Source organism: Oerskovia sp. NPDC056781 (genome assembly GCF_042789955.1).
Classification (GTDB): domain Bacteria; phylum Actinomycetota; class Actinomycetes; order Actinomycetales; family Cellulomonadaceae; genus Oerskovia; species Oerskovia rustica.
The window spans coordinates 1-19,203 of record NZ_JBHUAD010000014.1 but is presented as its reverse complement, the minus strand read 5'-3'; the positions used below and the strand labels follow the sequence as shown (position 1 = coordinate 19,203).

The window sequence follows — 19,203 nt, the reverse complement described above, 5'->3', positions numbered from 1 at the left end:
CGAGGTTGCGGTCGTTCTGACGGCTTTCGCGACCACAACCTCGTGGTCGAGCGCGCGGAACCTCGTGCTCGGCGGTCGGGCGACCCTCACCGCACCTCTCCTGCCCGCCGGACGTCCGCCGGGAGGCCCGGCCGATCCACCTCGCTCACCGCACCACGACCCAGATGCTGCTCGTTGTCGCCCGATGACGCACCGAGGCGACGACGAGCAGCATCTCGCGGGGCCGACGGCGCCGCTCGCCCGAACACCACGCGCCGCTGCACCTCGTAGCTCGTCGCGAAGAGCAGCACCTCGGTCACGACCTTGGCCGGCAGCAGGTCGAGCCCCAGCCCGGTCAACCCTCGGAGCACCCCGTACCCGGCCGCCAGCAGCCCGACCGCGAGCGCCGTGTACCGCAGCGCGGCCTGGCGTCCGGAACCGGGCCCGTGCCCGTCCCCGGTCCGGCTCCCTCCACCAGCCCCGCGCACACGAGCACCCGACCCCGAGCCCGCACGGCCACCCACAGCACCAGCACCAGCCGAAGCGCCACCACCCGCGAACACCCGCCGGTTCACCACGAAGTTCACGGCCCCGCTGACCCCACGCGCCCCGACGACCGACAGCAGCAGCGACCCCGTCACCGCGTCGAGCACGAGCAGCGCCGCGGTGTCGATCCCGAAGGCCAGCAGCGACGACAGCGCGAACGCGAGCAGCGGCGCGTAGATGCGGGCCGAGTCGGTGAGCGGCCGGAAGTGCGAGGACGCGTTGTCGTCGAGGTAGATCGTCTCGATCCCGACCTCGACCACCGCCAGCCCCTCGCGGGCCGCGGCCAGCAGCACGTTGAGCTCGTACTCGTAGCGGTCCCCGCGCACGGCGAGCAGCCAGCTGATCATCGAGGCGGGGTACCCGCGCAGCCCGGTCTGCGTGTCCTGGACCCGCACCCCGGTCGCAGCCTGGAACAGCCACCGGGTCACGGTGTTGCCGAGCCGGCTGCGCAGCGGCACGTCGCCGGAGAACGCCCGGGCGCCGAGCACCACGGCCGCACCGTGATCGCGTACCCGCTCCCCGATCCGGAGGACGTCGGCGACGGCGTGCTGCCCGTCGGCGTCGGCGCACACCACGTCCTCGCCGGGCCAGCGTCGCGCGACCTCGGCGAGCCCGTACCGCAGCGCCGCGCCCTTGCCGCGGTTGGCAGGGAGACCGACGACGACCGCTCCGAGGTGGGCGACGTCGTCGAGCACGGGGCGGGCGCCCGGCCCGCTGCCGTCGTCGACCACGACGATCCCCCGTACCTCACGCGTCCCGCGCAGCCCCGCGACCAGGCGGACGAGCGCAGTGTCCGGCTCGTAGGCCGGGATCAGCGCGATCACGGCGCCTCACTCCCCGACGTACAGGATGTCGGAGGTGCCGCGCTCGGCGCCGCGGCCGAGCGGGTCGTTGACGAGCTCGCCGTCGTAGTACATGGTCGACGACCCGCCGCCGTCGAGGTTGTACGCGGTCGTCGCGCCCAGGCCCTGCATGATCTCGGCGAGCCCGGTCATGGTCACGCCGCGGCTGTACCCGGCGCTGCGCCCGTCGACGACGACGAAGACCAGGTGGTTCTCGTCGATCACGCCGACCGCGGTGCGGGGCTGCTCGCCCTGGATCGAGTGGTTGCCCACGTTGGTGTCGACCTCGACGTCGCCGATGCCGTCGGCCACCTCGCCGCCGTCGAGCAGCGCAGGCCCGAACGACAGCGTGTTCCACACGCCCGCGTCCACGAGCTCCTGCGCGGTCGTGGTCGTCTCGTCGTAGACCTCGACGGTCCCGTCGCGGTAGAACGCGAGGCCCTCGCGCGCGCCCTCGTCGCGGTAGACGACCCCGTTGCGGATCACGACGCCCGTCGAGCGGAAGCCGTAGTAGTCGCCGTTGACCGCGAGGAGGGCGTCGTTGTCGGCCGCGATGTCGGAGGTCTTCTCGGTGACGTTCTGGCCGAACGCGTTCTGGGCGAACGCCGAGCGCAGGTCGGTCGCGTCACCCAGGACGACGTCCGCGACGTAGTACGTCACGGTGTCGTCGCCCGACCCCTCGACGACCTGCCGCACGCTCACGCTCGTCCCCGACGAGGTCGAGGCGTCGGCGGAGACCGCCGTCTCCGACGAGGTCCGGGACGAGCCGCCCGACGACGCCCCCTGCGTCCCGACATCGCTCGCCTGGTCCGCCTCGTAGGCCGCGACGTCGGCGATCTCGACGTGCTCGACCACGTACCGGTCGAGGGCCCATGCGGTCGCTCCGCCGAGGGTCAGCGTCAGGGCGAGGCCGCCCGCGAGGAACGCTCGCCGTCGTCGACGGCGCCGGGCGGGCGGAGCGTCGAGCGGGGTGCCGGGGTGCTGGTCGTCTGTCATGCACCCAGGTCTACGGAGCGCACGTGTGCCGGGTGCAGGTGCCGGCTGAGGGGTCGCTGTGAGGTGCGTCCTGACGGCGGCACGTGATCGGTGTCACGGCGACACGCTCCCACGGAACTCTCAGGTGAGACGTCGCTCACTCTTGTACCCCGGTACGACTAATACATACTTTCGGCCCGGTTCCCGCGTGATTTCATGGATGCATGAAGAAGCAGATGATGGCACTCGCTGCCGTGGGCGCGATCGCGCTCCTGAGCGCGTGCGGAACCGACACCACGACCGACAGCGGCTCGGCCACCGACGAGACCCCTGCCGGCGCGACGAACCTCCAGGTGTGCGCGAAGTACTTCGACGGCGGTGAGCAGTCCGTCGCGCAGCGCGTCACGGACGAGCTCGAGTTCGACATGGCGGCCCTCACGGACGACCAGTCGAACGCGATGCGCAGCACCAACATCCAGCTCGAGGCCATCCTGCGCCTCGCTGGCCCCGAGGACACCAACCTCGTCATCAGCAAGATCAAGACCCCGTTCCAGATGGCTGACGACATCGCCGACGAGACCGGGACCGAGATCGACACGACCGGCGTGGCCGAGGCCGTGGCCGACCTCCAGACGATCTGCGACAACGCCGGGTACACCGCTTCCTGACCCTCAGCAGCGACCTCGCCCCCATCCCGGGCGAAACCCCGAGAGCCGGTACCGCCCAGAAGGCGGCACCGGCTCTCGTCGTTCACGGGAGTCCCCGGGTCAGCGGGTCATCTCGCCCTCGGCGACCTCCTCGACGGCAGCCGCCGCGAACTGGCTCTCGTAGAGCCGCGCATACGCACCGCCCTTCTCGATGAGCACCTCGTGGTTGCCCATCTCCACGATCGCCCCGTCCTCCATGACGAGGATGACGTCGGCGTCGCGGATGGTCGAGAGCCGGTGCGCGATGACGAACGACGTCCGCCCGGCGCGCAGCGCGTTCATGGCCTGCTGCACGAGCACCTCGGTGCGCGTGTCGACCGAGCTGGTCGCCTCGTCGAGGATGAGGATCGCCGGGTCGGCGAGGAACGCGCGCGCGATGGTCAGGAGCTGCTTCTCCCCCGCGCTCACCCCCGAGCCCTCGTCGTCGATCACGGTCGCGTACCCGTCGGGCAGCGTGCGCACGAACGGGTCCACGTGGGTCGCCCGCGTCGCCTCGAGGAACTGCTCCTCGGTGACCCGGGCGCCGTCGGGCACGCCGTAGCGCAGGTTCTCCTCGATGGTGCCCTTGAAGAGCCAGGTGTCCTGGAGCACCATCCCGATGTTGGACCGCAGCCCGTCGCGGCTCATGGTCCGGGTGTCGACGCCGTCGAGCGTGATGCGCCCGCCGTCGACCTCGTAGAACCGCATGATGAGGTTCACGAGCGTCGTCTTGCCGGCCCCGGTGGGCCCGACGATCGCGACCGTCTGGCCGGGCTCGGCGACGATCGACAGGTCGTCGATGAGCGGGCGGTCGGGCACGTAGCGGAACGACACGTCCTCGAACGCGACCCGGCCCTGCACGTCCGTGACCACGACCGCGGGCGACGGGTCCGGGGACTCCTCGTCGGCGTCGAGCAGCTCGAACACGCGCTCCGCGGAGGCGACGCCCGACTGCAGGAGGTTCATCATCGACGCGATCTGGGTGATCGGCTGCGTGAACTGGCGCGAGTACTGGATGAACGCCTGGACGTCACCGAGCGAGAGCGTGCCCGACGCGACGCGCAGGCCACCGACGACCGCGACGATCACGTAGTTGAGGTTCGCGACGAAGCCCATCGCGGGTTGGATGATCCCCGAGATGAACTGCGCCTTGAAGCTCGCCTCGTACAGCTCGGCGTTCTCGTCGGTGAACGTGTCGACGGCCGTCTGCTGGTGGCCGTAGACCTTGACGAGCGCGTGGCCCGTGTACATCTCCTCGACGTGCGCGTTGAGGCGCCCGGTCGCTGCCCACTGCTTGATGAACTGGGGCTGCGAACGCTTGGCGATCAGCGCCGTGACGAGCACCGACAGGGGCACCGTCACGAGCGCGATGACCGCGAGCAGGGGCGAGATCCAGAACATCATGGCGAGCACGCCGACCACGGTCAGGACCGAGGTCACGAGCTGCGAGAGCGTCTGCTGGAGCGTCTGGGCGACGTTGTCGATGTCGTTGGTGACGCGACTGAGGACCTCGCCCTTCTTCTGCCGGTCGAAGTACGACAGCGGCAGCCGGCCCAGCTTGGCCTCGACCTCGGCGCGCAGGCGACGCACGGTGCGCTGCACGACCGACGTCGTCACACGGCCCTGGATCCAGCCGAAGAAGAACGAGCCGATGTAGATCGCGAGGACCCACAGCAGGATGACGCGCAGCGCGGTGAAGTCGATGCCCTGCCCGGGCACGACGTCCATGGCCGCGAGCATGTCGGCCTGTGTGCCCTGTCCCGTGGCGCGCAGGTTGTCGACGGCCTGCGCCTTGGTGATGTCCGCGGGCATCTGCGAGCCGATCACGCCCGCGAAGATGACGTTGGTGCCGTTGCCGAGCAGCTTGGGGCCCAGCACGGCGAGCGTCACGGACAGGACCGACAGGACCGTGATGGCCACGACCGCGAGCCGCTCGACCCGCAGGTAGCCCGCGAAGCGCTTGAGCGAGCCGGTGAAGTTCATCGCCTTCTCGGTCGGCATGCCCATGCCGCCCATGGGACCGTGGCCGCCGCCCTGGGGTCGCCCCTTGAGGCGCGTCGAGGACAGGTCGGGCTTGTCGCCCGCGGGCTCGTCCTGCACGCCGCCCGACGGCGTCACGTGCGGCTCGGCGTTCTTGTCGCCCGGGTTGTCGCTCGGGCGAGGGGTCTGGGTGCTCATGCTGCCTCCTGCGCCGAGAGCTGCGAGTACACGATCTCCTGGTACGTCTCGCACGTGGCCAGGAGCTCGTCGTGGGTGCCGGTGCCGACGATGCGGCCGTGGTCGAGCACGACGATCTGCTCGGCGTGCCGGATGGTCGCGACGCGCTGGGCGACGAGCAGGACCGTGGCCTCGCGGGTCCGCGGGGCGAGCGCGAGCCGCAGGGCCGCGTCGGTCGCGTAGTCGAGGGCCGAGAACGAGTCGTCGAACAGGTAGACGCTGGGCTTGCGGACGATCGCGCGGGCGATCGCGAGCCGCTGGCGCTGGCCGCCGGAGAAGTTGGTACCGCCCTGCGCGACGGGGGCGTCGAGCTGCCCGTCGAGCTGCTCGACGAACTCGCGCGCCTGCGCGACCTCGAGCGCCTCCCACACCTCCTCGTCGGTCGCGTCCTCCTTCCCGTAGCGGACGTTGTCCGCGACGGTCCCGGAGAACAGGTACGCCTTCTGGGGCACGTAGCCGATCATCGACCACAGGTCCTGGAGCGAGACGTCGCGGACGTCGGTGCCGTCGATCCGCACGGACCCGGCGGTCGCGTCGAAGAGCCGCGGGACGAGCTGGAGCAGCGTCGTCTTGCCCGAGCCCGTGGACCCGATGATCGCGGTCGTGCCGCCCGGCCGGGCCGTGAACGAGAGGTCGTGGAGCACGGGGTCCTCGGCGCCGGGGTACCGGAAGTCGACGCCGGAGAACGTGATGACTCCGGTGCGGTCGGCGCGGGCCGCCAGGCGCACGGGCGTCTGGGGCTCGACGACGGTCGTCTCGGTGTCGAGGACCTCGCCGATGCGCTCGGCCGAGACGGCGGCGCGCGGGACCATCATGAAGATCATGGTCGACATCATCACGGCCATGAGGATGTACATGATGTAGCTGAGGAACGCGGTCAGGGCGCCGATCTGCATCCCGTTCTCGACGCGGTACGCGCCGAACCACAGGACGGCGACGCTGGTCGCGTTCATGACGAGCATGACGGTCGGGAACATGAGCGCCATGAGCTTGCCCACGCGCAGCGACGTGTCGTAGAGCCGGTCGTTCGCGACGGCGAACCGCTCCTCCTCGCGACGCTCGCGCACGAACGCACGGATGACGCGGATGCCGGAGATCTGCTCGCGCAGCACGCCGTTGATCGCGTCGATGCGCTTCTGCATCTTGCGGAAGTACGGCACCATGCGGGACACGATCAGCCCGACCACGATCCCCAGGACGGGCACGACGACCAGCAGCAGCGCCGAGAGCTCGACGTCCTCCTGGAGCGCCATGATGACGCCGCCCACGAGCATGATGGGCGCCATGACCATGATGGTGAAGGCCATGAGCACGACCATCTGGACCTGCTGGACGTCGTTCGTCGTGCGCGTGATGAGCGAGGGGGCGCCGAGCACGCCCATCTCCTGCGCGGAGAAGGACTGGACGCGCGTGAAGAGCCCGCCCCGCACGTCGCGCCCGAACGACATGGCGACCTTGGCGCCGAAGTACACCGCGACGATCGCGCAGATCACCTGCCCGAGGCTGATGACGAGCATGACGCCGCCCGTACGCATGATGTAGGCGGTGTCACCCTGCGTGACGCCCTTGTCGATGATGTCGGCGTTGAGGCTGGGGAGGTACAGGGTCGCGATGGTCTGAACGAGCTGGAGCACGAGCAGGATCACGATGGGCGTCCGGTAGGGACGCAGGTACGTCCTCAGTAGACGAAGGAGCATGTGGGGGGTCCTGTCGGGGATGGGGGCGAGAGGAGGACGGGGATCTCGACGATGCCCGACGACGGAGCGCACGTCGAGCTGTTTCGGTGACCTCGCAGACCGGTCCAGCATGCGTCGCCGGGGCGGCGACCGCGAGGGCGAGGCGGCGGCGTCAGGCGAGCGACGCCGTCGGGACGGGGGCCACGGGCGGGCCGTTCGCCCGGCACGGGTCGTCGAGGACGCCGTGCAGGAAGACGTCGACGATCTGGGTCGGGTCGAGCGGCCCGCCCTGGGACATCATGGGGCTCGCGTGACCGTGGACGAGGAAGAAGAACACGCTCGCCGCGACGCGCGGCTCGGTGCGCAGCTCGGGGGCGAACGGTGCGACGCGCGCCTCGATCGCGCCGACGATGTCCTGGACGGCAGACATCCGGGCGTCCCGGTGGGAGTCCGCGCCCTGCTCGCCATGGTCGCCGTGGCGGTGGTGCGGGGCGTCGCCCGGGTCGCCGGGCCGGGTGTGCCGGCCGGGCTTGCCGTGCCGGTCCCCCATGAACTGGTGGGCGACCTGGACGATCTTGGCCGTCGCACGCTGGCTCTCCTGGATGAGGTCGGCCAGGGCGACGAGGGTCGTCTCGAGCGAGTCGCGATCCGGGAGGTCGTCGATCGCCCGGACCAGCGGGGCGGGGTCGAGGGCCGCGACCAGGGCTGCGTGGAGGAGCTCGTCCTTGTCCTCGAACGCCCGGAACAGGGTGCCCTCTGCGACGTTCGCGGCCTCGGCGATCTGGCGGGTCGTCACCGCGGCGCCGTAGCGCGCGAGCAGCGGGACGGTCGCGGAGGCGATCGCCGCGCGACGGTCGTCGCGGCTCATGGGTCGGGCTCGGCCCGAGGGTGTGGTCACGCCCTCGACCCTAAGTGAGTGAGCACTCACTCGTCAAGGTTGCCCGGCGCAACGGATGGGAGGGCGCAGCGAGCCCGCAGGGTACCGGCGGACGTCGGAGGGGCGCCGCTCGCGCGACGCCCCTCCGGGTACCCCTGTTCCTGCCGCGCCACGTGGGACGCGTACCGACCGACGCTACGGGCGCTCCTCCGGGCCGCCCTCCGCGCCACCGTCCTCGGGTGCGTCCGCCGGGGGCGCGCCGAGGGGGCGCGGCGCGGCCGTGCCCGGCTCGGGGGTCGGCGCGAAACGCTGCCCCGGGCCACCGGGACGCTGCCCGCGCTCGGCCTGCTGGTCGAACGGCAGGCCCGAGTGCGTGCCGGCGCTCGTCGCGTCGGCCGTGGCGGCCTCGGCCTGGCGACGCGCCTCCGCGAGGGCCTCTGCGGGGTCGACCAGCGCCGGGGTCCCGAACTTCACACGGTCGCGGTCACGCTCGCGGCGCGCGGCCTCGGACGCCTCCAGACCGTCACCGGACGGGGTCGGCACACCGCCGAAGCCCTGGGCGATCGAGCCCAGCGCGGCCGTGAACTCGGTGGGGACGACCCACAGCTTGCTCGCGGTGCCGTCGGCGATCTTCGGCAGCATCTGGAGGTACTGGTAGGCGAGCAGCTTGGGGTCGGCGTCGCCCTCGTGGATGGCGTCGAAGACCTGCAGGATGGCGCGGGCCTCACCCTCGGCGTTCAGGATCGCGGCCTGGGCGTTGCCCTCTGCCCGCAGGATCGCGGCCTGCTTCTCACCCTCGGCCGTCAGCACCTGGGACTGCTTGATGCCCTCGGCCGTCAGGATCGTCGCACGACGGTCACGCTCGGCTCGCATCTGCTGCTCCATCGAGCCCTGCACGCTCGCGGGCGGGTCGATCGACTTGAGCTCGACGCGATTGACGCGCACGCCCCAGCGACCCGTCGCCTCGTCGAGCACTCCACGGAGCTGGCCGTTGATCTGGTCACGGCTCGTCAGTGTCTGCTCGAGGTCCATGGACCCCACGACGTTACGGAGCGTGGTGACGGTGAGCTGCTCGATGCCCTGGATGTAGTTCGCGATCTCGTAGACCGCGGACTTGGGCTCGGTAACCTGGAAGTAGATGACGGTGTCGATGCTGACCACGAGGTTGTCGGACGTGATCACGGGCTGCGGCGGGAAGGACACGACCTGCTCGCGCAGGTCGACACCCGCGCGCACACGGTCGACGAACGGGATGAGCAGGTGCAGTCCCGGCTCGAGCGTGCTCGAGTACCGGCCCAGCCGCTCGATGATCAGCGCGGTCGCCTGCGGGACGATCCGCACGGCCTTCACGAGCGCGATGATCACGAACAGCAGGATCAGTCCGAGGACGACGTACACGGCGATCATTCCGGGGTCTGGGTCACTCATCGATCTTCTCCTGAGGATGGTTCTCGGTGGGCTGACGGGTCACGCGGTACTGGTCGTGCTGGTGTGGTGCGGTGCGTGGAAGACAGGGAACGGTCCGGTGCGACGAGGCCGTGGAGCGACGGCACGAGCCGCCGGGGCGACGATCACGAGCGACGGACGGACGCCGCGCGGTTCCACGGCCTGTTCGAGGCGCCCGAGGACGGGCACCGAGGCCACGCTCAGACCGTGTGGCTGTCCGGGGCGAGCGACTGGACGACCGCGGTCGCACCGTCGATGCGCACGACCCGGACCTCGGCGCCGATCGGCAGCTCGGGCGAGCCGTCCACGGTCCGGGCGCTCCAGATCTCGCCCTGGAGCTTGATCCGTCCGCTGAGCTCGGTCACACGGTCCACGACGACGGCGGTCCGGCCGATCTGGGCGGCGGCACCGGTCTCGGCGAGCGGGACACGGTGGCGCAGGTGGCGCAGGAGCCAGGGACGCAGCGAGAGCAGCAGCGCGGCCGACACCACGGCGAACGTGATGATCTGGAGCCACAGCGGGCCACCGGCCGCGTTCACGCCGGCCGCGGCGAACGCTCCGCCCGCGAACATGATCAGCACGAGGTCGAGGGAGATGATCTCGATGAGGATGAAGAGCAGACCTGCTCCGACCCACCACAACCAGTCCATGACGGTTCCTTCCGTCGTGAGGCTCGTTCGCTGCACGTCGTCGACGTGTCGACACCACCTGCGTTCTTTGCCCAGATTTTACCGGAAGAACGAGATCCGTGCACCTATCGGGCGTGTCGGGTACGCCACCGTGCGCGCCCTCGACGGGGCCCGTCAGCGAGCCGCGCGCGCCATCCAGCGACCGCCGCCGTGGGCCACGAGCAGAGGCAGCCCGAACGCCTCGCTGAGGTTCTGGGCCGTGAGGACCTCGGTCAACGGACCGGCTCGGTGCACCGCGCCGTCCTTGAGTAGCAGGACGTGCGTGAAGCCCGGCGGGATCTCCTCGACGTGGTGCGTGACCAGGACCAGCACGGGCGAGGCCGGGTCCGCCGCGAGCTCGGAGAGCGCGCCGACGAGCTCTTCGCGGCCACCCAGGTCGAGACCCGCCGCAGGCTCGTCGAGGAGCAGCAGCTCGGGGTCCGTCATGAGGGCGCGGGCGATCTGGACGCGCTTGCGCTCGCCCTCGCTCAGGGTCCCGAACAGACGCTCGGCGAGCGGCAGCACGTCGAAGGCCGCGAGGAGGTCGTCAGCACGCTCGGCGTCGAAGTCCTCGTACGTCTCGGTCCAGCGTCCCGTGACGCCGTACGCCGCGGTCAGCACCACGTTGCGCACGGTCTCCGCGGCGGGGATCTGCTCCGCGAGCGCCGCGCTCGCGAGCCCGATGCGGGGGCGCAGCCCGAACACGTCCGTGCGTCCGATGCGCTCGCCCAGGAGGTCCGCGGTCCCCGAGGTGGGGTGCATGCGCGCCGCCGCGATCTGCAGCAGGGTCGTCTTCCCGGCGCCGTTGCGGCCCAGGATCACCCACCGCTCGCCCTCGTTCACCTGCCAGTCCACGGAGTCGAGGATGGTCTTCGTGCCACGGCGCACCGTGACTGCCTGCAGGTCCAGAACCGAGCTCATGGGACACGACCCTATAGGTTGGCTGACGTGGAATCCCACTCGACCCTCCCGCTCCCCCGCGCCGTCGTCCTCGCCCTGTGGGTGCAGGCCCTGGCCCCGCAGCCCGGCGTGGCCCAGGCGCCCGACGACGCGCTGCTCCGACGTGCCGTCGCGGCCGTCCGGCAGGACGACGAACCTCACACCGTCGAGGGGTCCGACGACGCCTCGACGCTCCTCGAGCTCATCACGCGCTGGACCCGCGGTCCGGTCGAGGTCTGCGCGGTCCTCCCGGCTCCCGGTGACGTCCTGGGGGTGCCTGCCGCCGTGAGCCCGGACGCGACCGACGCGCAGGAGTGCCTGCTCGTGCAGTCCGCCGAGGGCTCGTGGGCGCTCGTGCCCGAGGTCACGGAGTTCGGGAGCGTCTACGAGACGGGTCACCTCGTCGCCTGGCACGTGACGCCCGTGCCGACGTGGCGCACCCAGGTGCTCGCCGCCGTCGGGCCGCTGGCCGACGCCGAGCGTGACCTGCGCGTGGCGCTCCTGACCGCGACCGAGGCCCTCGCCTCGCTGGACGTGGCGCGCTGGCGCGAGGACGCAGCCGAGACGATCGCGTCGCTACGGTCCACGACTCCCCCCGACTGGCCGCTGCCGGCGGTGCGCGGGGAGGCCGAGGCGCGCCGGGTGCGCGTGCTCGCGCAGGCCGCGCGGCTGCGGGCCATCGTCGACCTCGCCACGGCCGACGACGGCGGCGCGGTCAACCTGTGGCAGGCCGACCAGCGCTCGACCGCCCTGCGCGAGGTCGACCGGGCCGCGCGGCGGGCGATGTCCGCCGCGACGGCTCGCTACGCGACCGGGCCGGACCCGAGCACGCTGCGGTAGACCTCGAGCGTGCGGTCCGCGATCGCGTCCCACGCGAAGTGGTCCTCGACCCGGGTGCGCGCCGCACGGCCCATCTCGCGGGCCCGCTCGGGGTCGGACACGACCGCCACGAGCGCGGCGGCGAGGTCGGCCACGAAGCGGTCAGGGTCCACGGGCGCGCCCGTCCCGTCGTCGACCTGCTCGATGGGGACCAGGTGGCCCGTGACGCCGTCGTCGATCACCTCGGGGATGCCTCCCGTAGCGGACCCCACGACCGGCAGCCCCACGGCCATGGCCTCGAGGTTGACGATGCCGAGCGGCTCGTAGACCGACGGGCACACGAAGACCGTCGAGGCCGCGAGGACCGCGACGAGCTCCTCGCGCGGGAGCATCTGCTCGATCCAGACCACGCCCGTACGCTGCTCCGCGAGGCGCGCGACGGCGTCGCTCACCTCGGTCGCGATCTCGGGGGTGTCGGGCGCGCCCGCACAGAGGATCAGCTGGACCTCGGGGGGCAGCTCGGCGGCCGCCCGCAGCAGGTACGGCAGGCCCTTCTGACGCGTGATGCGCCCCACGAAGACCACGGCCGGGCGCTCGGGGTCGATCCCGAGGTCGCGGACCACGCGGTCCGCCGCGGCGACCTGCGCCTCGGACTCGGGCCGGCGCCAGCCGTCCAGGTCGATCCCGTTGTGGACCACGTGGACCTTGGCCGGGTCGACGTCCGGGTAGCAGCGCAGGATGTCCGCACGCATGCCCGCCGAGACCGCGACGATGCCCGCGGCAGCCTCGTAGGCGGTCTTCTCGGCCCAGCCGGACAGCGCGTAGCCGCCGCCGAGCTGCTCGGCCTTCCACGGCCGCAACGGCTCGAGCGAGTGCGCGCTGAGGACGTGCGGGATCCCGTGCAGGAGCGAGGCCAGGTGGCCGGCGAGGTTCGCGTACCAGGTGTGCGAGTGCACGAGGTCCGCGCCAGCGACGTCGTCGGCCATCGCGAGGTCCACGCCGAAGGTGCCCAGGACCGCGTTCGCCGACGCGAGCGAACCGGGGACCGAGTAGCCCGTCACGCCCTCCTCGGCGCGCGGCCCGTCGAACGCGCGCACGCGCACGTCGATGCGCTCGCGCAGCACTCGGGACAGCTCGGCGACGTGGACGCCCGCGCCTCCGTAGACGTAGGGCGGGTACTCACGGGTCAGCAGGTCGACTCTCACGCGCCACACGCTAGCGCGGTCCGCGGGACTCGTGCGCACCGCCCCGCCCGGGCGGCCGTCACCATGTCGTGGGACGAACCGCGACCACCCTGCGGTTCGGGCGATACGAACCACGCTCTGGGCCTTAAGGTTTTGCCCATGGCCGCCCCACGTGTCCTTGCAATCGTCCTCGCCGGTGGCGAGGGCAACCGGCTCATGCCGCTCACCGCCCACCGCGCCAAGCCCGCCGTACCGTTCGGCGGCATCTACCGCCTGGTCGACTTCGCGCTGTCGAACCTGGTGAACTCGCACTACCTGCACATCGTCGTGCTGACGCAGTACAAGTCCCACAGCCTCGACCGCCACATCACCAAGACGTGGCGCATGTCGTCGTTGCTCGGGAACTTCGTCGCGCCGGTGCCGGCACAGCAGCGGGTGGGCAAGCACTGGTACCTCGGCAGCGCCGACGCGATCTACCAGTGCCTCAACATCATCGAGGACGAACGCCCCGACATCGTCGTGGTCGTCGGTGCGGACCATGTGTACCGCATGGACTTCTCCCAGATGGTCGACGCGCACATCGCCTCGGGCGCCGAGCTCACCGTCGCCGGAATCCGCCAACCCATCTCCATGGCCGACCAGTTCGGGGTCATCGACACCGACCCCGAGGACCCGGCCAAGATCCGCGCGTTCCTCGAGAAGCCGACCGACCCCGTCGGCCTGGCCGACTCCCCCGGCGAGATCCTCGCGTCGATGGGCAACTACGTCATCGACGCCGACGCGCTCGTGGCCGCCGTGACGGCCGACGCGAGCGACCCGGACTCGCGACACGACATGGGCGGGGACATCGTCCCGGCCTTCGTCGCGCGCGGCACCGCGGGCGTCTACGACTTCATCCGCAACGACGTCCCCGGCTCCACCGACCGGGACCGCGACTACTGGCGCGACGTCGGGACCCTCGACGCGTACTACGACGCGAACAAGGACCTCATCTCGATCACGCCCGTCTTCAACCTGTACAACGACGAGTGGCCCCTGCACACCGGGTACGTCGGCCTGCCGCCGGCCAAGTTCGTCCACTCGGGCCAGGGACGGCTGGGCCACGCCGCGGACTCGCTCGTCTCCCCCGGCGTCATCATCTCCGGCGCCACCGTCGTGGGCTCCGTCCTGTCCCCCGGCGTCTACCTGCACTCCTGGTCGTCCGTCTCCGACTCCGTCCTCATGGATGGCGTCCAGGTCGAACGGCACGCCCAGGTCCACCGCGCGATCCTCGACAAGAACGTGATCGTCACCGAGCGTGCCCGCATCGGCCTCGACCCCGAGCAGGACCGCGCCCGCGGCTTCACGGTCACCGACTCGGGCATCACCGTCGTCCCCAAGGGAACCATCGTTGAATAGCACCATGACCGCCCGCCCCGCCTCGACCCGCCGCCTCGTCGTGATGGACGTGGACTCCACGCTCATCACGCAGGAGGTCGTCGAGCTGCTCGCCGACCACGCCGGGACGCGCGAGCTCGTGGCGGACGTGACCGAGCGCGCGATGCGCGGAGAGATCGACTTCGCGGAGTCGCTGCGCGAACGCGTCGCGACCCTGGCCGGGGTCCCGGTCAGCGCGTTCGAGGACGTGCTCGAGAAGGTCACGCTCACTCCCGGCGCCCCCGAGCTCGTCGCCGAGCTCCAGCGCCGCGGGTGGACCGTGGCGCTCGTGTCGGGAGGCTTCGAGGAGATCGTGGCCCCCCTGGCCGCGCGGCTGGGGATCACGCACTTCCGGGCGAACCGCCTCGAGGTCTCGGACGGCCGCCTGACGGGGCGCACGACCGGCCCTGTGATCGACCGGGCCACCAAGGAGGTCACGCTGCGCGACCTCGCGGCGGCCGAGGGCGTCGACATGGCGGGCACCGTCGCGATCGGCGACGGCGCCAACGACCTCGACATGATCGGCGCCGCGGGAATCGGGATCGCGTTCGCCGCCAAGCCCGTCGTGGTCGCCCAGGCGCCCTACTCGGTGCCGGGACCGCGCCTCGACGCGGTGCTGGAGATCATCGACGCGCAGGACCGGACGGCCTGACCTCCGGCACGACGAAGGCCCCCTCTTCCCGGTCTGCGGGAGGAGGGGGCCTTCGAGGCGTCGGGAGCGGTCGCGTGCCGACCTCAGCTCGAGGGGCGCCCGACGTACGTCAGGTCCGCGACGCCGTCGGTCCACTCGCTCCACGGCGTGAGGGACTCCAGCACGCTGTAGGTCGCGGTCGGGACCCCGACGCGGACCTGCGCCAGGGCGCCCGAGTCCGAGCCGGAGGAAGCCAGGTGCGCGGCCGTGGCCGCCATGGTCGGCTCGTGACCGATCACGAGGAGCGTCCGCACGCGGGAGTCCGCGCCGTGGACCAGGTCCACGACGTCCTTGACCCCCGCGGCGTACAGGGTGTCCGTCACCACGACCTCGGGCGCGACGTCGCCGAGGTTCGCGGCGAGCAGCTCCCAGGTCTGGCGCGTGCGCAGCGCCGAGGAGCACAGGACGAGCTCGGGGACGAGCGCGGAGTGGGCGAGCGCGGCACCGACCCGGCCGGCCTGACGCCGCCCGTTGAGCGCGAGCGGCCGCAGGACGTCGTCGACGCCCCCCGCAGGCTCGGCCTTGGCGTGCCGGAGCAGCACCAACCGGTGCGTACGGCCCGGTGCCCCGGACCCGGTGGCGTCGAACGCCGCCGCCGATCGGCCATCTCGCACGTTCGTCCCTCTCGTCACAGACCCATGGCGTGCACGCCGCCGTCGACGTGCACGATCTCCCCCGTCGTCGCCGGGAACCAGTCTGACAGGAGAGCGACGACCGCGCGTGCGGCGGGCTCTGCGGTCATCTGGTCCCAGCCGAGGGGGGCACGCGTGGGCCAGCCGTCCTCCATCTGCTCGAACCCGGGGATCGACTTCGCGGCCGTCGTGCGGATCGGGCCGGCCGAGACCAGGTTCGTGCGGATGCCCTCGGGACCGAGGTCGCGCGCGAGGTAGCGGTTCGCGGACTCGAGCCCGGCCTTCGCGACGCCCATCCAGTCGTACACGGGCCAGGCGAACTGCGCGTCGAACGTCAGCCCGACCACGGCGCCACCGTTCGTCATGAGCGGCTTCGCGGCCACTGCGAGGGACTTGTAGGAGAAGGTCGAGACCTGCAGAGCGGTCGCGACGTCCTCCCAGCTCGCGGAGAGGAAGTTGCCGCCCATGACGGACTGCGGCGCGAACCCGATCGAGTGCACGACGCCGTCGAGCGTGTCGACGTGCTCACGGACCGCGTCGACCAGACCTGCGAGGTCCTCCTCGTTCGTCACGTCGAGCTGCACGACGGGCGCCTCGACCGGCAGGCGCTTGGCGAACGCCTGCGTGAGCTTCATCTGGCGACCGAACGAGGAGAGCACGACGGTGGCCCCCTCCTCCTGCGCGAGCCGGGCCGCGTGGAACGCGATCGAGGAGTCGGTGAGGACACCGGTGACCAGGAGCTTCTTGCCTTCGAGCAGACCCATCAGTTCTTCTTCCGTTCTTTCGTCGTGCGCTGCTTGAGCGTACTCATGGACGACCCGCACCGACAGTTCTGGAGGGGCCGTGCGGTGTGTCGAGGAACACGCTGTGCTCCCCGGTGGCGTGCGCGGTGTTTCGGGCTGTCCCGGTCCGCGCGTGCCGGTGGCCTCAGTGGCCCATGCCGAGGCCGCCGTCGACGGGGATCACGGCGCCGCTGATGTACCCCGCGTCGGGCGACGCGAGGAACTGCACGACGCCCGCGACCTCGTCCGCCTGGGCGAAGCGCCCCGCGGGGATGTTGGCCTTGTACTGCTTCTGGCGTTCCTCGGGCAGCTCGGCCGTCATGGCGGTCTCGATGAAGCCGGGGGCCACGACGTTCGCGGTGATGCCGCGCCCGCCCAGCTCGCGCGTGATGGAGCGGGCCATGCCGACCAGCGCGGCCTTGGACGCCGAGTAGTTGACCTGCCCCGGGCCGCCGTACAGGCCCACGACCGAGGAGATGAGGACGATGCGGCCCCGGCGCAGACGGATCATGCCCTTGGAGACGCGGCGCACGCAGCGGAACGTCCCGGTGAGGTTCACGTCGATGACCGACTCGAACTCGTCGTCGGTCATGCGCATGAGGAGCTGGTCGCGCGTGACGCCCGCGTTCGCGACGAGGACCTCGACGGGGCCGAGCTCGGCCTCGATCGCGGTGAACGCCGCGTCGACCGCGTCGGTGTCGGTGATGTCGCCCACGACGCCGAAGACCCCCTCGGGGAGGTCGCCGCTGCGGTAGATGGTCGCGACACGGTCGCCGTTGGCGACGAAGCGCTCGGCGATCGAGCGGCCGATGCCCCGGTTGGCGCCCGTGACGACCACGGTGCGCGGGGCGGGGGAAGCGGGGGCTTCGGACACGACATCTCCTCGTTCGGGTGGCTGGGAGGCGACGCCTGCGGCGGGAGAGGTCCCGCACGGCCGGCACGTCGCCGCCACGACCGTACCCCGCGCCCCGGACCGCGTGCGCGCAGGGACCATCACAGGCGGCAGGGGTCCTTTGTCGGGTTCCGACAAACGTAGGATGGAGGGGTGAGCAGCAACAACCAGGTGCCGAGCATCTCGAACGCACCGGAGTCGCTCGCGGAGGACCAGGCGCGGCGCACCAAGCGCTACCTCATCCAGATGGGGATCCGGCTCGTGTGCTTCCTCGCGGCGGTGATCGTCCACGGGTGGTTCTCGTTCGTCCTGATCGGCGCCGCGATCGTCCTGCCGTACGTCGCGGTGCTGCTCGTCAACGCCGGACGCGACCAGAAGTCCTACGACGTCTCACCCATGGAGCGCCTCCAGGTCGAGGCCGCGCCCGACCACCCGGGCCTCGGGCGGGTCGTCGAGCTCGACGACGAGGGCCGGGTGCGCGACGACGCTCCCGCCGCGTCGGACACGGCAGGCGGGGAGGGAGCCGCCGACGCGGCGGACACCGACCGGACAGCCGACCGTCCCGCGGGCCGGGCCGCCGACCCGACGACCGACCGAACTGACCGAACCACCGACCAGGAGCCGCACGATGGTTGACCTCCTCCACCTCGCCGACCCCGTCGACGAGGGTGAGCTGATCTGCAGCGGCAAGGGCTGCCGCGCCGAGGCCGTCTGGGGGCTGCTCTGGAACAACCCCAAGCTGCACACGCCCGAGCGCCGCAAGGTCTGGCTCGCGTGCGACGACCACCGCGAGCACCTCGAGACGTTCCTGGGCGCCCGTGACTTCTGGAAGCAGACCGTCCCCGTCGCCGATCTCGAGCGCCGGCCCGAGCTGTGACCCAGCCCTCCCCCGGCCCCGACCGCTCCGCCGGACCCGGCGAGGCCGCCGCTCCGCAGGGTGCCCGGCAGCCCGACGCGGCCCGGCTCGCGCACGACGTGTCGCGCGACGCCAAGGCCGAGCCCCGGACGCTGCGCCAGTGGGTCACGCTCGCGCTCGGGGTCCTGCTCGTGGCCGCGCTGTGCGTCCTCGCAGGCCGGTGGCAGTGGCACCGGTACGAGTCGCGCTCGGCGCAGATCGAGATCATCGAGTCGAACTACGACGCGGAGCCCGTGCCCCTCACGGACGTGCTCGACGGCCCCGGCGCGGTCCTCGACCCGCAGGAAGTCTGGCAGCGCGTGACGCTCGAGGGCTCCTACGTCGAGGACGCTACGGTCCTGCTGCGCAACCGTCCGGCGGGCGGCAAGGCCGGCTTCCACGTCCTGGTGCCGTTCGTGACGGCCCAGACCGACGGCGGCGAGAAGGTCGTCATGGTCGTCGACCGCGGCTTCGTGCCCCTGGGTGCCGACGCGAGCGCCCCCGACGCGGTGCCCGCTCCCCCGTCCGGGCCGGTCGAGGTGACCGTGAGCCTGCGCGCGGACGAGCCCGCGGCCCGTCGTGACGCCCCGGCCGGGCAGGTCCAGGCCATCAACACCGCCCAGGTCCTCGCCGAGGGGCCCGACGGCGCCGCGTGGGCCGAGGGGGCGACCGTGGGCGCGTACGGCTCGCTCCGGGCCGAGGACCCCGCCCCCTCCGCGTCGCTGCGCCCGCTCCCGGTACCGGACACCGACCCCGGCTCGCACCTGTCGTACACGTTCCAGTGGTTCGTCTTCGCCGCGGGCGCGATCGGCGGGTTCCTCATCCTGATCCGCCGCGAGAAGCGCGAGACCGTGACCGCGGGCGACCTGCTCGGCGAGCAGCGGGCGTCGGGCCGCGGTCCGGGCGAGACCGCGCCGCGCCGCAAGCGCGGACCCACCGCCGAGGAGGAGGAGGACGCGCTCATCGACGCGCAGCTCCCCGAGCCTCGCCCCTGACCGCCCGAGCGGCCGCACGACGAACGGCCCGCCTGCTCCTCGGAGC

The 19,203-nt window shown here is 71.7% G+C and carries 19 protein-coding genes; 7 read left to right on the top strand and 12 right to left on the bottom strand.

Annotated features, from left to right (window positions below):
* Positions 1-86: 86 nt before the first annotated feature.
* Positions 87-1,349 (bottom strand): glycosyltransferase family 2 protein, encoded by a 1,263-nt coding sequence (locus ACFRCR_RS02530; RefSeq protein ID WP_377675295.1) that lies wholly within the window; start codon positions 1,347-1,349, stop codon positions 87-89.
* Positions 1,350-1,355: 6 nt separating this feature from the next.
* Positions 1,356-2,363 carry a phosphodiester glycosidase family protein gene (locus ACFRCR_RS02525; RefSeq protein WP_377675292.1) on the bottom strand — a complete coding sequence of 336 codons (1,008 nt, stop codon included), beginning with the start codon at positions 2,361-2,363 and terminating at the stop codon, positions 1,356-1,358.
* A gap of 203 nt (positions 2,364-2,566) precedes the next feature.
* On the opposite strand from ACFRCR_RS02525, the gene ACFRCR_RS02520 reads away from it, so the two are divergent.
* Positions 2,567-3,010: a hypothetical protein gene (locus tag ACFRCR_RS02520; protein ID WP_377675289.1), complete on the top strand. Its 444-nt coding sequence runs from the start codon at positions 2,567-2,569 to the stop codon at positions 3,008-3,010.
* 99 nt (positions 3,011-3,109) lie between these two features.
* On the opposite strand, the gene ACFRCR_RS02515 is transcribed toward ACFRCR_RS02520, so the two are convergent.
* The 6 genes from ACFRCR_RS02515 to ACFRCR_RS02490 all read right to left on the bottom strand — a co-directional run bounded on the left by ACFRCR_RS02515 (position 3,110) and on the right by ACFRCR_RS02490 (position 10,833).
* Positions 3,110-5,206, bottom strand: coding sequence for an ABC transporter ATP-binding protein (locus tag ACFRCR_RS02515; RefSeq protein ID WP_377675286.1), 2,097 nt, complete (start codon positions 5,204-5,206; stop codon positions 3,110-3,112).
* Complete coding sequence (locus ACFRCR_RS02510; protein ID WP_377675283.1) at positions 5,203-6,942, bottom strand: ABC transporter ATP-binding protein; 1,740 nt, start codon at positions 6,940-6,942, stop codon at positions 5,203-5,205. Before ACFRCR_RS02510 ends, ACFRCR_RS02515 begins: the two co-directional genes overlap by 4 nt.
* Positions 6,943-7,093: 151 nt before the next feature.
* Positions 7,094-7,819: a TetR/AcrR family transcriptional regulator gene (locus tag ACFRCR_RS02505; protein ID WP_377675281.1), complete on the bottom strand. Its 726-nt coding sequence runs from the start codon at positions 7,817-7,819 to the stop codon at positions 7,094-7,096.
* Between the two features lie 174 nt (positions 7,820-7,993).
* Positions 7,994-9,226 carry an SPFH domain-containing protein gene (locus ACFRCR_RS02500; RefSeq protein WP_377675278.1) on the bottom strand — a complete coding sequence of 411 codons (1,233 nt, stop codon included), beginning with the start codon at positions 9,224-9,226 and terminating at the stop codon, positions 7,994-7,996.
* Between the two features lie 218 nt (positions 9,227-9,444).
* On the bottom strand, positions 9,445-9,894 hold the full coding sequence (locus ACFRCR_RS02495) for an NfeD family protein (RefSeq protein WP_138824638.1): 450 nt from the start codon (positions 9,892-9,894) through the stop codon (positions 9,445-9,447).
* 153 nt (positions 9,895-10,047) lie between these two features.
* A complete protein-coding gene (locus ACFRCR_RS02490; RefSeq protein ID WP_191797829.1) occupies positions 10,048-10,833 on the bottom strand; it encodes an ABC transporter ATP-binding protein in 786 nt (261 codons plus the stop codon).
* 27 nt (positions 10,834-10,860) lie between these two features.
* On the opposite strand from ACFRCR_RS02490, the gene ACFRCR_RS02485 reads away from it, so the two are divergent.
* Positions 10,861-11,691, top strand: a complete 831-nt coding sequence (locus ACFRCR_RS02485) for a hypothetical protein (RefSeq protein WP_377675275.1) — start codon at positions 10,861-10,863, stop codon at positions 11,689-11,691.
* Here the strand turns inward: ACFRCR_RS02485 and glgA are convergent.
* Positions 11,655-12,875 carry a glycogen synthase gene (gene glgA, locus ACFRCR_RS02480; RefSeq protein ID WP_377675273.1) on the bottom strand — a complete coding sequence of 407 codons (1,221 nt, stop codon included), beginning with the start codon at positions 12,873-12,875 and terminating at the stop codon, positions 11,655-11,657. The two genes, ACFRCR_RS02485 and glgA, sit on opposite strands and share 37 nt — an antisense overlap.
* 138 nt (positions 12,876-13,013) lie before the next feature.
* Between glgA and ACFRCR_RS02475 the strand changes: the two genes are divergently transcribed.
* Together ACFRCR_RS02475 and serB are read left to right on the top strand one after the other, a co-directional pair.
* Positions 13,014-14,252: a glucose-1-phosphate adenylyltransferase gene (locus ACFRCR_RS02475; RefSeq protein ID WP_138824642.1), complete on the top strand. Its 1,239-nt coding sequence runs from the start codon at positions 13,014-13,016 to the stop codon at positions 14,250-14,252.
* Positions 14,253-14,256: 4 nt separating this feature from the next.
* Positions 14,257-14,922: a phosphoserine phosphatase SerB gene (gene serB / locus ACFRCR_RS02470; RefSeq protein ID WP_377675269.1), complete on the top strand. Its 666-nt coding sequence runs from the start codon at positions 14,257-14,259 to the stop codon at positions 14,920-14,922.
* A gap of 83 nt (positions 14,923-15,005) precedes the next feature.
* Here serB and ACFRCR_RS02465 read toward each other — a convergent pair whose 3' ends face one another.
* The 3 genes from ACFRCR_RS02465 to ACFRCR_RS02455 form a co-directional block, all read right to left on the bottom strand.
* Complete coding sequence (locus tag ACFRCR_RS02465) at positions 15,006-15,503, bottom strand: SixA phosphatase family protein (RefSeq protein ID WP_377675267.1); 498 nt, start codon at positions 15,501-15,503, stop codon at positions 15,006-15,008.
* A gap of 86 nt (positions 15,504-15,589) precedes the next feature.
* A complete protein-coding gene (fabI, locus tag ACFRCR_RS02460; protein WP_377675264.1) occupies positions 15,590-16,357 on the bottom strand; it encodes an enoyl-ACP reductase FabI in 768 nt (255 codons plus the stop codon).
* Positions 16,358-16,520: 163 nt separating this feature from the next.
* Entirely contained in the window at positions 16,521-17,249 is a 729-nt protein-coding gene (locus tag ACFRCR_RS02455; protein ID WP_030152232.1) for a beta-ketoacyl-ACP reductase, read from the bottom strand.
* Between the two features lie 171 nt (positions 17,250-17,420).
* Here ACFRCR_RS02455 and ACFRCR_RS02450 point away from each other — a divergent pair, with 171 nt between their 5' ends.
* From ACFRCR_RS02450 to ACFRCR_RS02440, 3 genes are read left to right on the top strand one after another with little or no spacing between them, the layout of a single operon-like run.
* Positions 17,421-17,903 carry a DUF3099 domain-containing protein gene (locus ACFRCR_RS02450; protein ID WP_377675261.1) on the top strand — a complete coding sequence of 161 codons (483 nt, stop codon included), beginning with the start codon at positions 17,421-17,423 and terminating at the stop codon, positions 17,901-17,903.
* The gene (locus ACFRCR_RS02445; RefSeq protein ID WP_138824645.1) at positions 17,896-18,144 is read left to right on the top strand and encodes a hypothetical protein; all 249 of its coding nucleotides are present in this window, start codon (positions 17,896-17,898) and stop codon (positions 18,142-18,144) included. The genes ACFRCR_RS02450 and ACFRCR_RS02445 overlap by 8 nt, the downstream gene beginning before the upstream one ends.
* Positions 18,141-19,157, top strand: a complete 1,017-nt coding sequence (locus ACFRCR_RS02440) for an SURF1 family protein (protein ID WP_377675257.1) — start codon at positions 18,141-18,143, stop codon at positions 19,155-19,157. The genes ACFRCR_RS02445 and ACFRCR_RS02440 overlap by 4 nt, the downstream gene beginning before the upstream one ends.
* Positions 19,158-19,203 lie beyond the last annotated feature (46 nt).

Excerpts from the sequence above, each read along its gene's own strand:
- ACFRCR_RS02525 (WP_377675292.1), bottom strand. The coding sequence starts at position 2,363 with ATGACAGACGACCAGCACCCCGGCACCCCGCTCGACGCTCCGCCCGCC.
- ACFRCR_RS02520 (WP_377675289.1), top strand. The coding sequence starts at position 2,567 with ATGAAGAAGCAGATGATGGCACTCGCTGCCGTGGGCGCGATCGCGCTC.
- ACFRCR_RS02515 (WP_377675286.1), bottom strand. The coding sequence starts at position 5,206 with ATGAGCACCCAGACCCCTCGCCCGAGCGACAACCCGGGCGACAAGAAC.
- ACFRCR_RS02510 (WP_377675283.1), bottom strand. The coding sequence starts at position 6,942 with ATGCTCCTTCGTCTACTGAGGACGTACCTGCGTCCCTACCGGACGCCC.
- ACFRCR_RS02500 (WP_377675278.1), bottom strand. The coding sequence starts at position 9,226 with ATGAGTGACCCAGACCCCGGAATGATCGCCGTGTACGTCGTCCTCGGA.
- ACFRCR_RS02495 (WP_138824638.1), bottom strand. The coding sequence starts at position 9,894 with ATGGACTGGTTGTGGTGGGTCGGAGCAGGTCTGCTCTTCATCCTCATC.
- ACFRCR_RS02490 (WP_191797829.1), bottom strand. The coding sequence starts at position 10,833 with ATGAGCTCGGTTCTGGACCTGCAGGCAGTCACGGTGCGCCGTGGCACG.
- ACFRCR_RS02475 (WP_138824642.1), top strand. The coding sequence starts at position 13,014 with ATGGCCGCCCCACGTGTCCTTGCAATCGTCCTCGCCGGTGGCGAGGGC.
- serB (WP_377675269.1), top strand. The coding sequence starts at position 14,257 with ATGACCGCCCGCCCCGCCTCGACCCGCCGCCTCGTCGTGATGGACGTG.
- fabI (WP_377675264.1), bottom strand. The coding sequence starts at position 16,357 with ATGGGTCTGCTCGAAGGCAAGAAGCTCCTGGTCACCGGTGTCCTCACC.
- ACFRCR_RS02445 (WP_138824645.1), top strand. The coding sequence starts at position 17,896 with ATGGTTGACCTCCTCCACCTCGCCGACCCCGTCGACGAGGGTGAGCTG.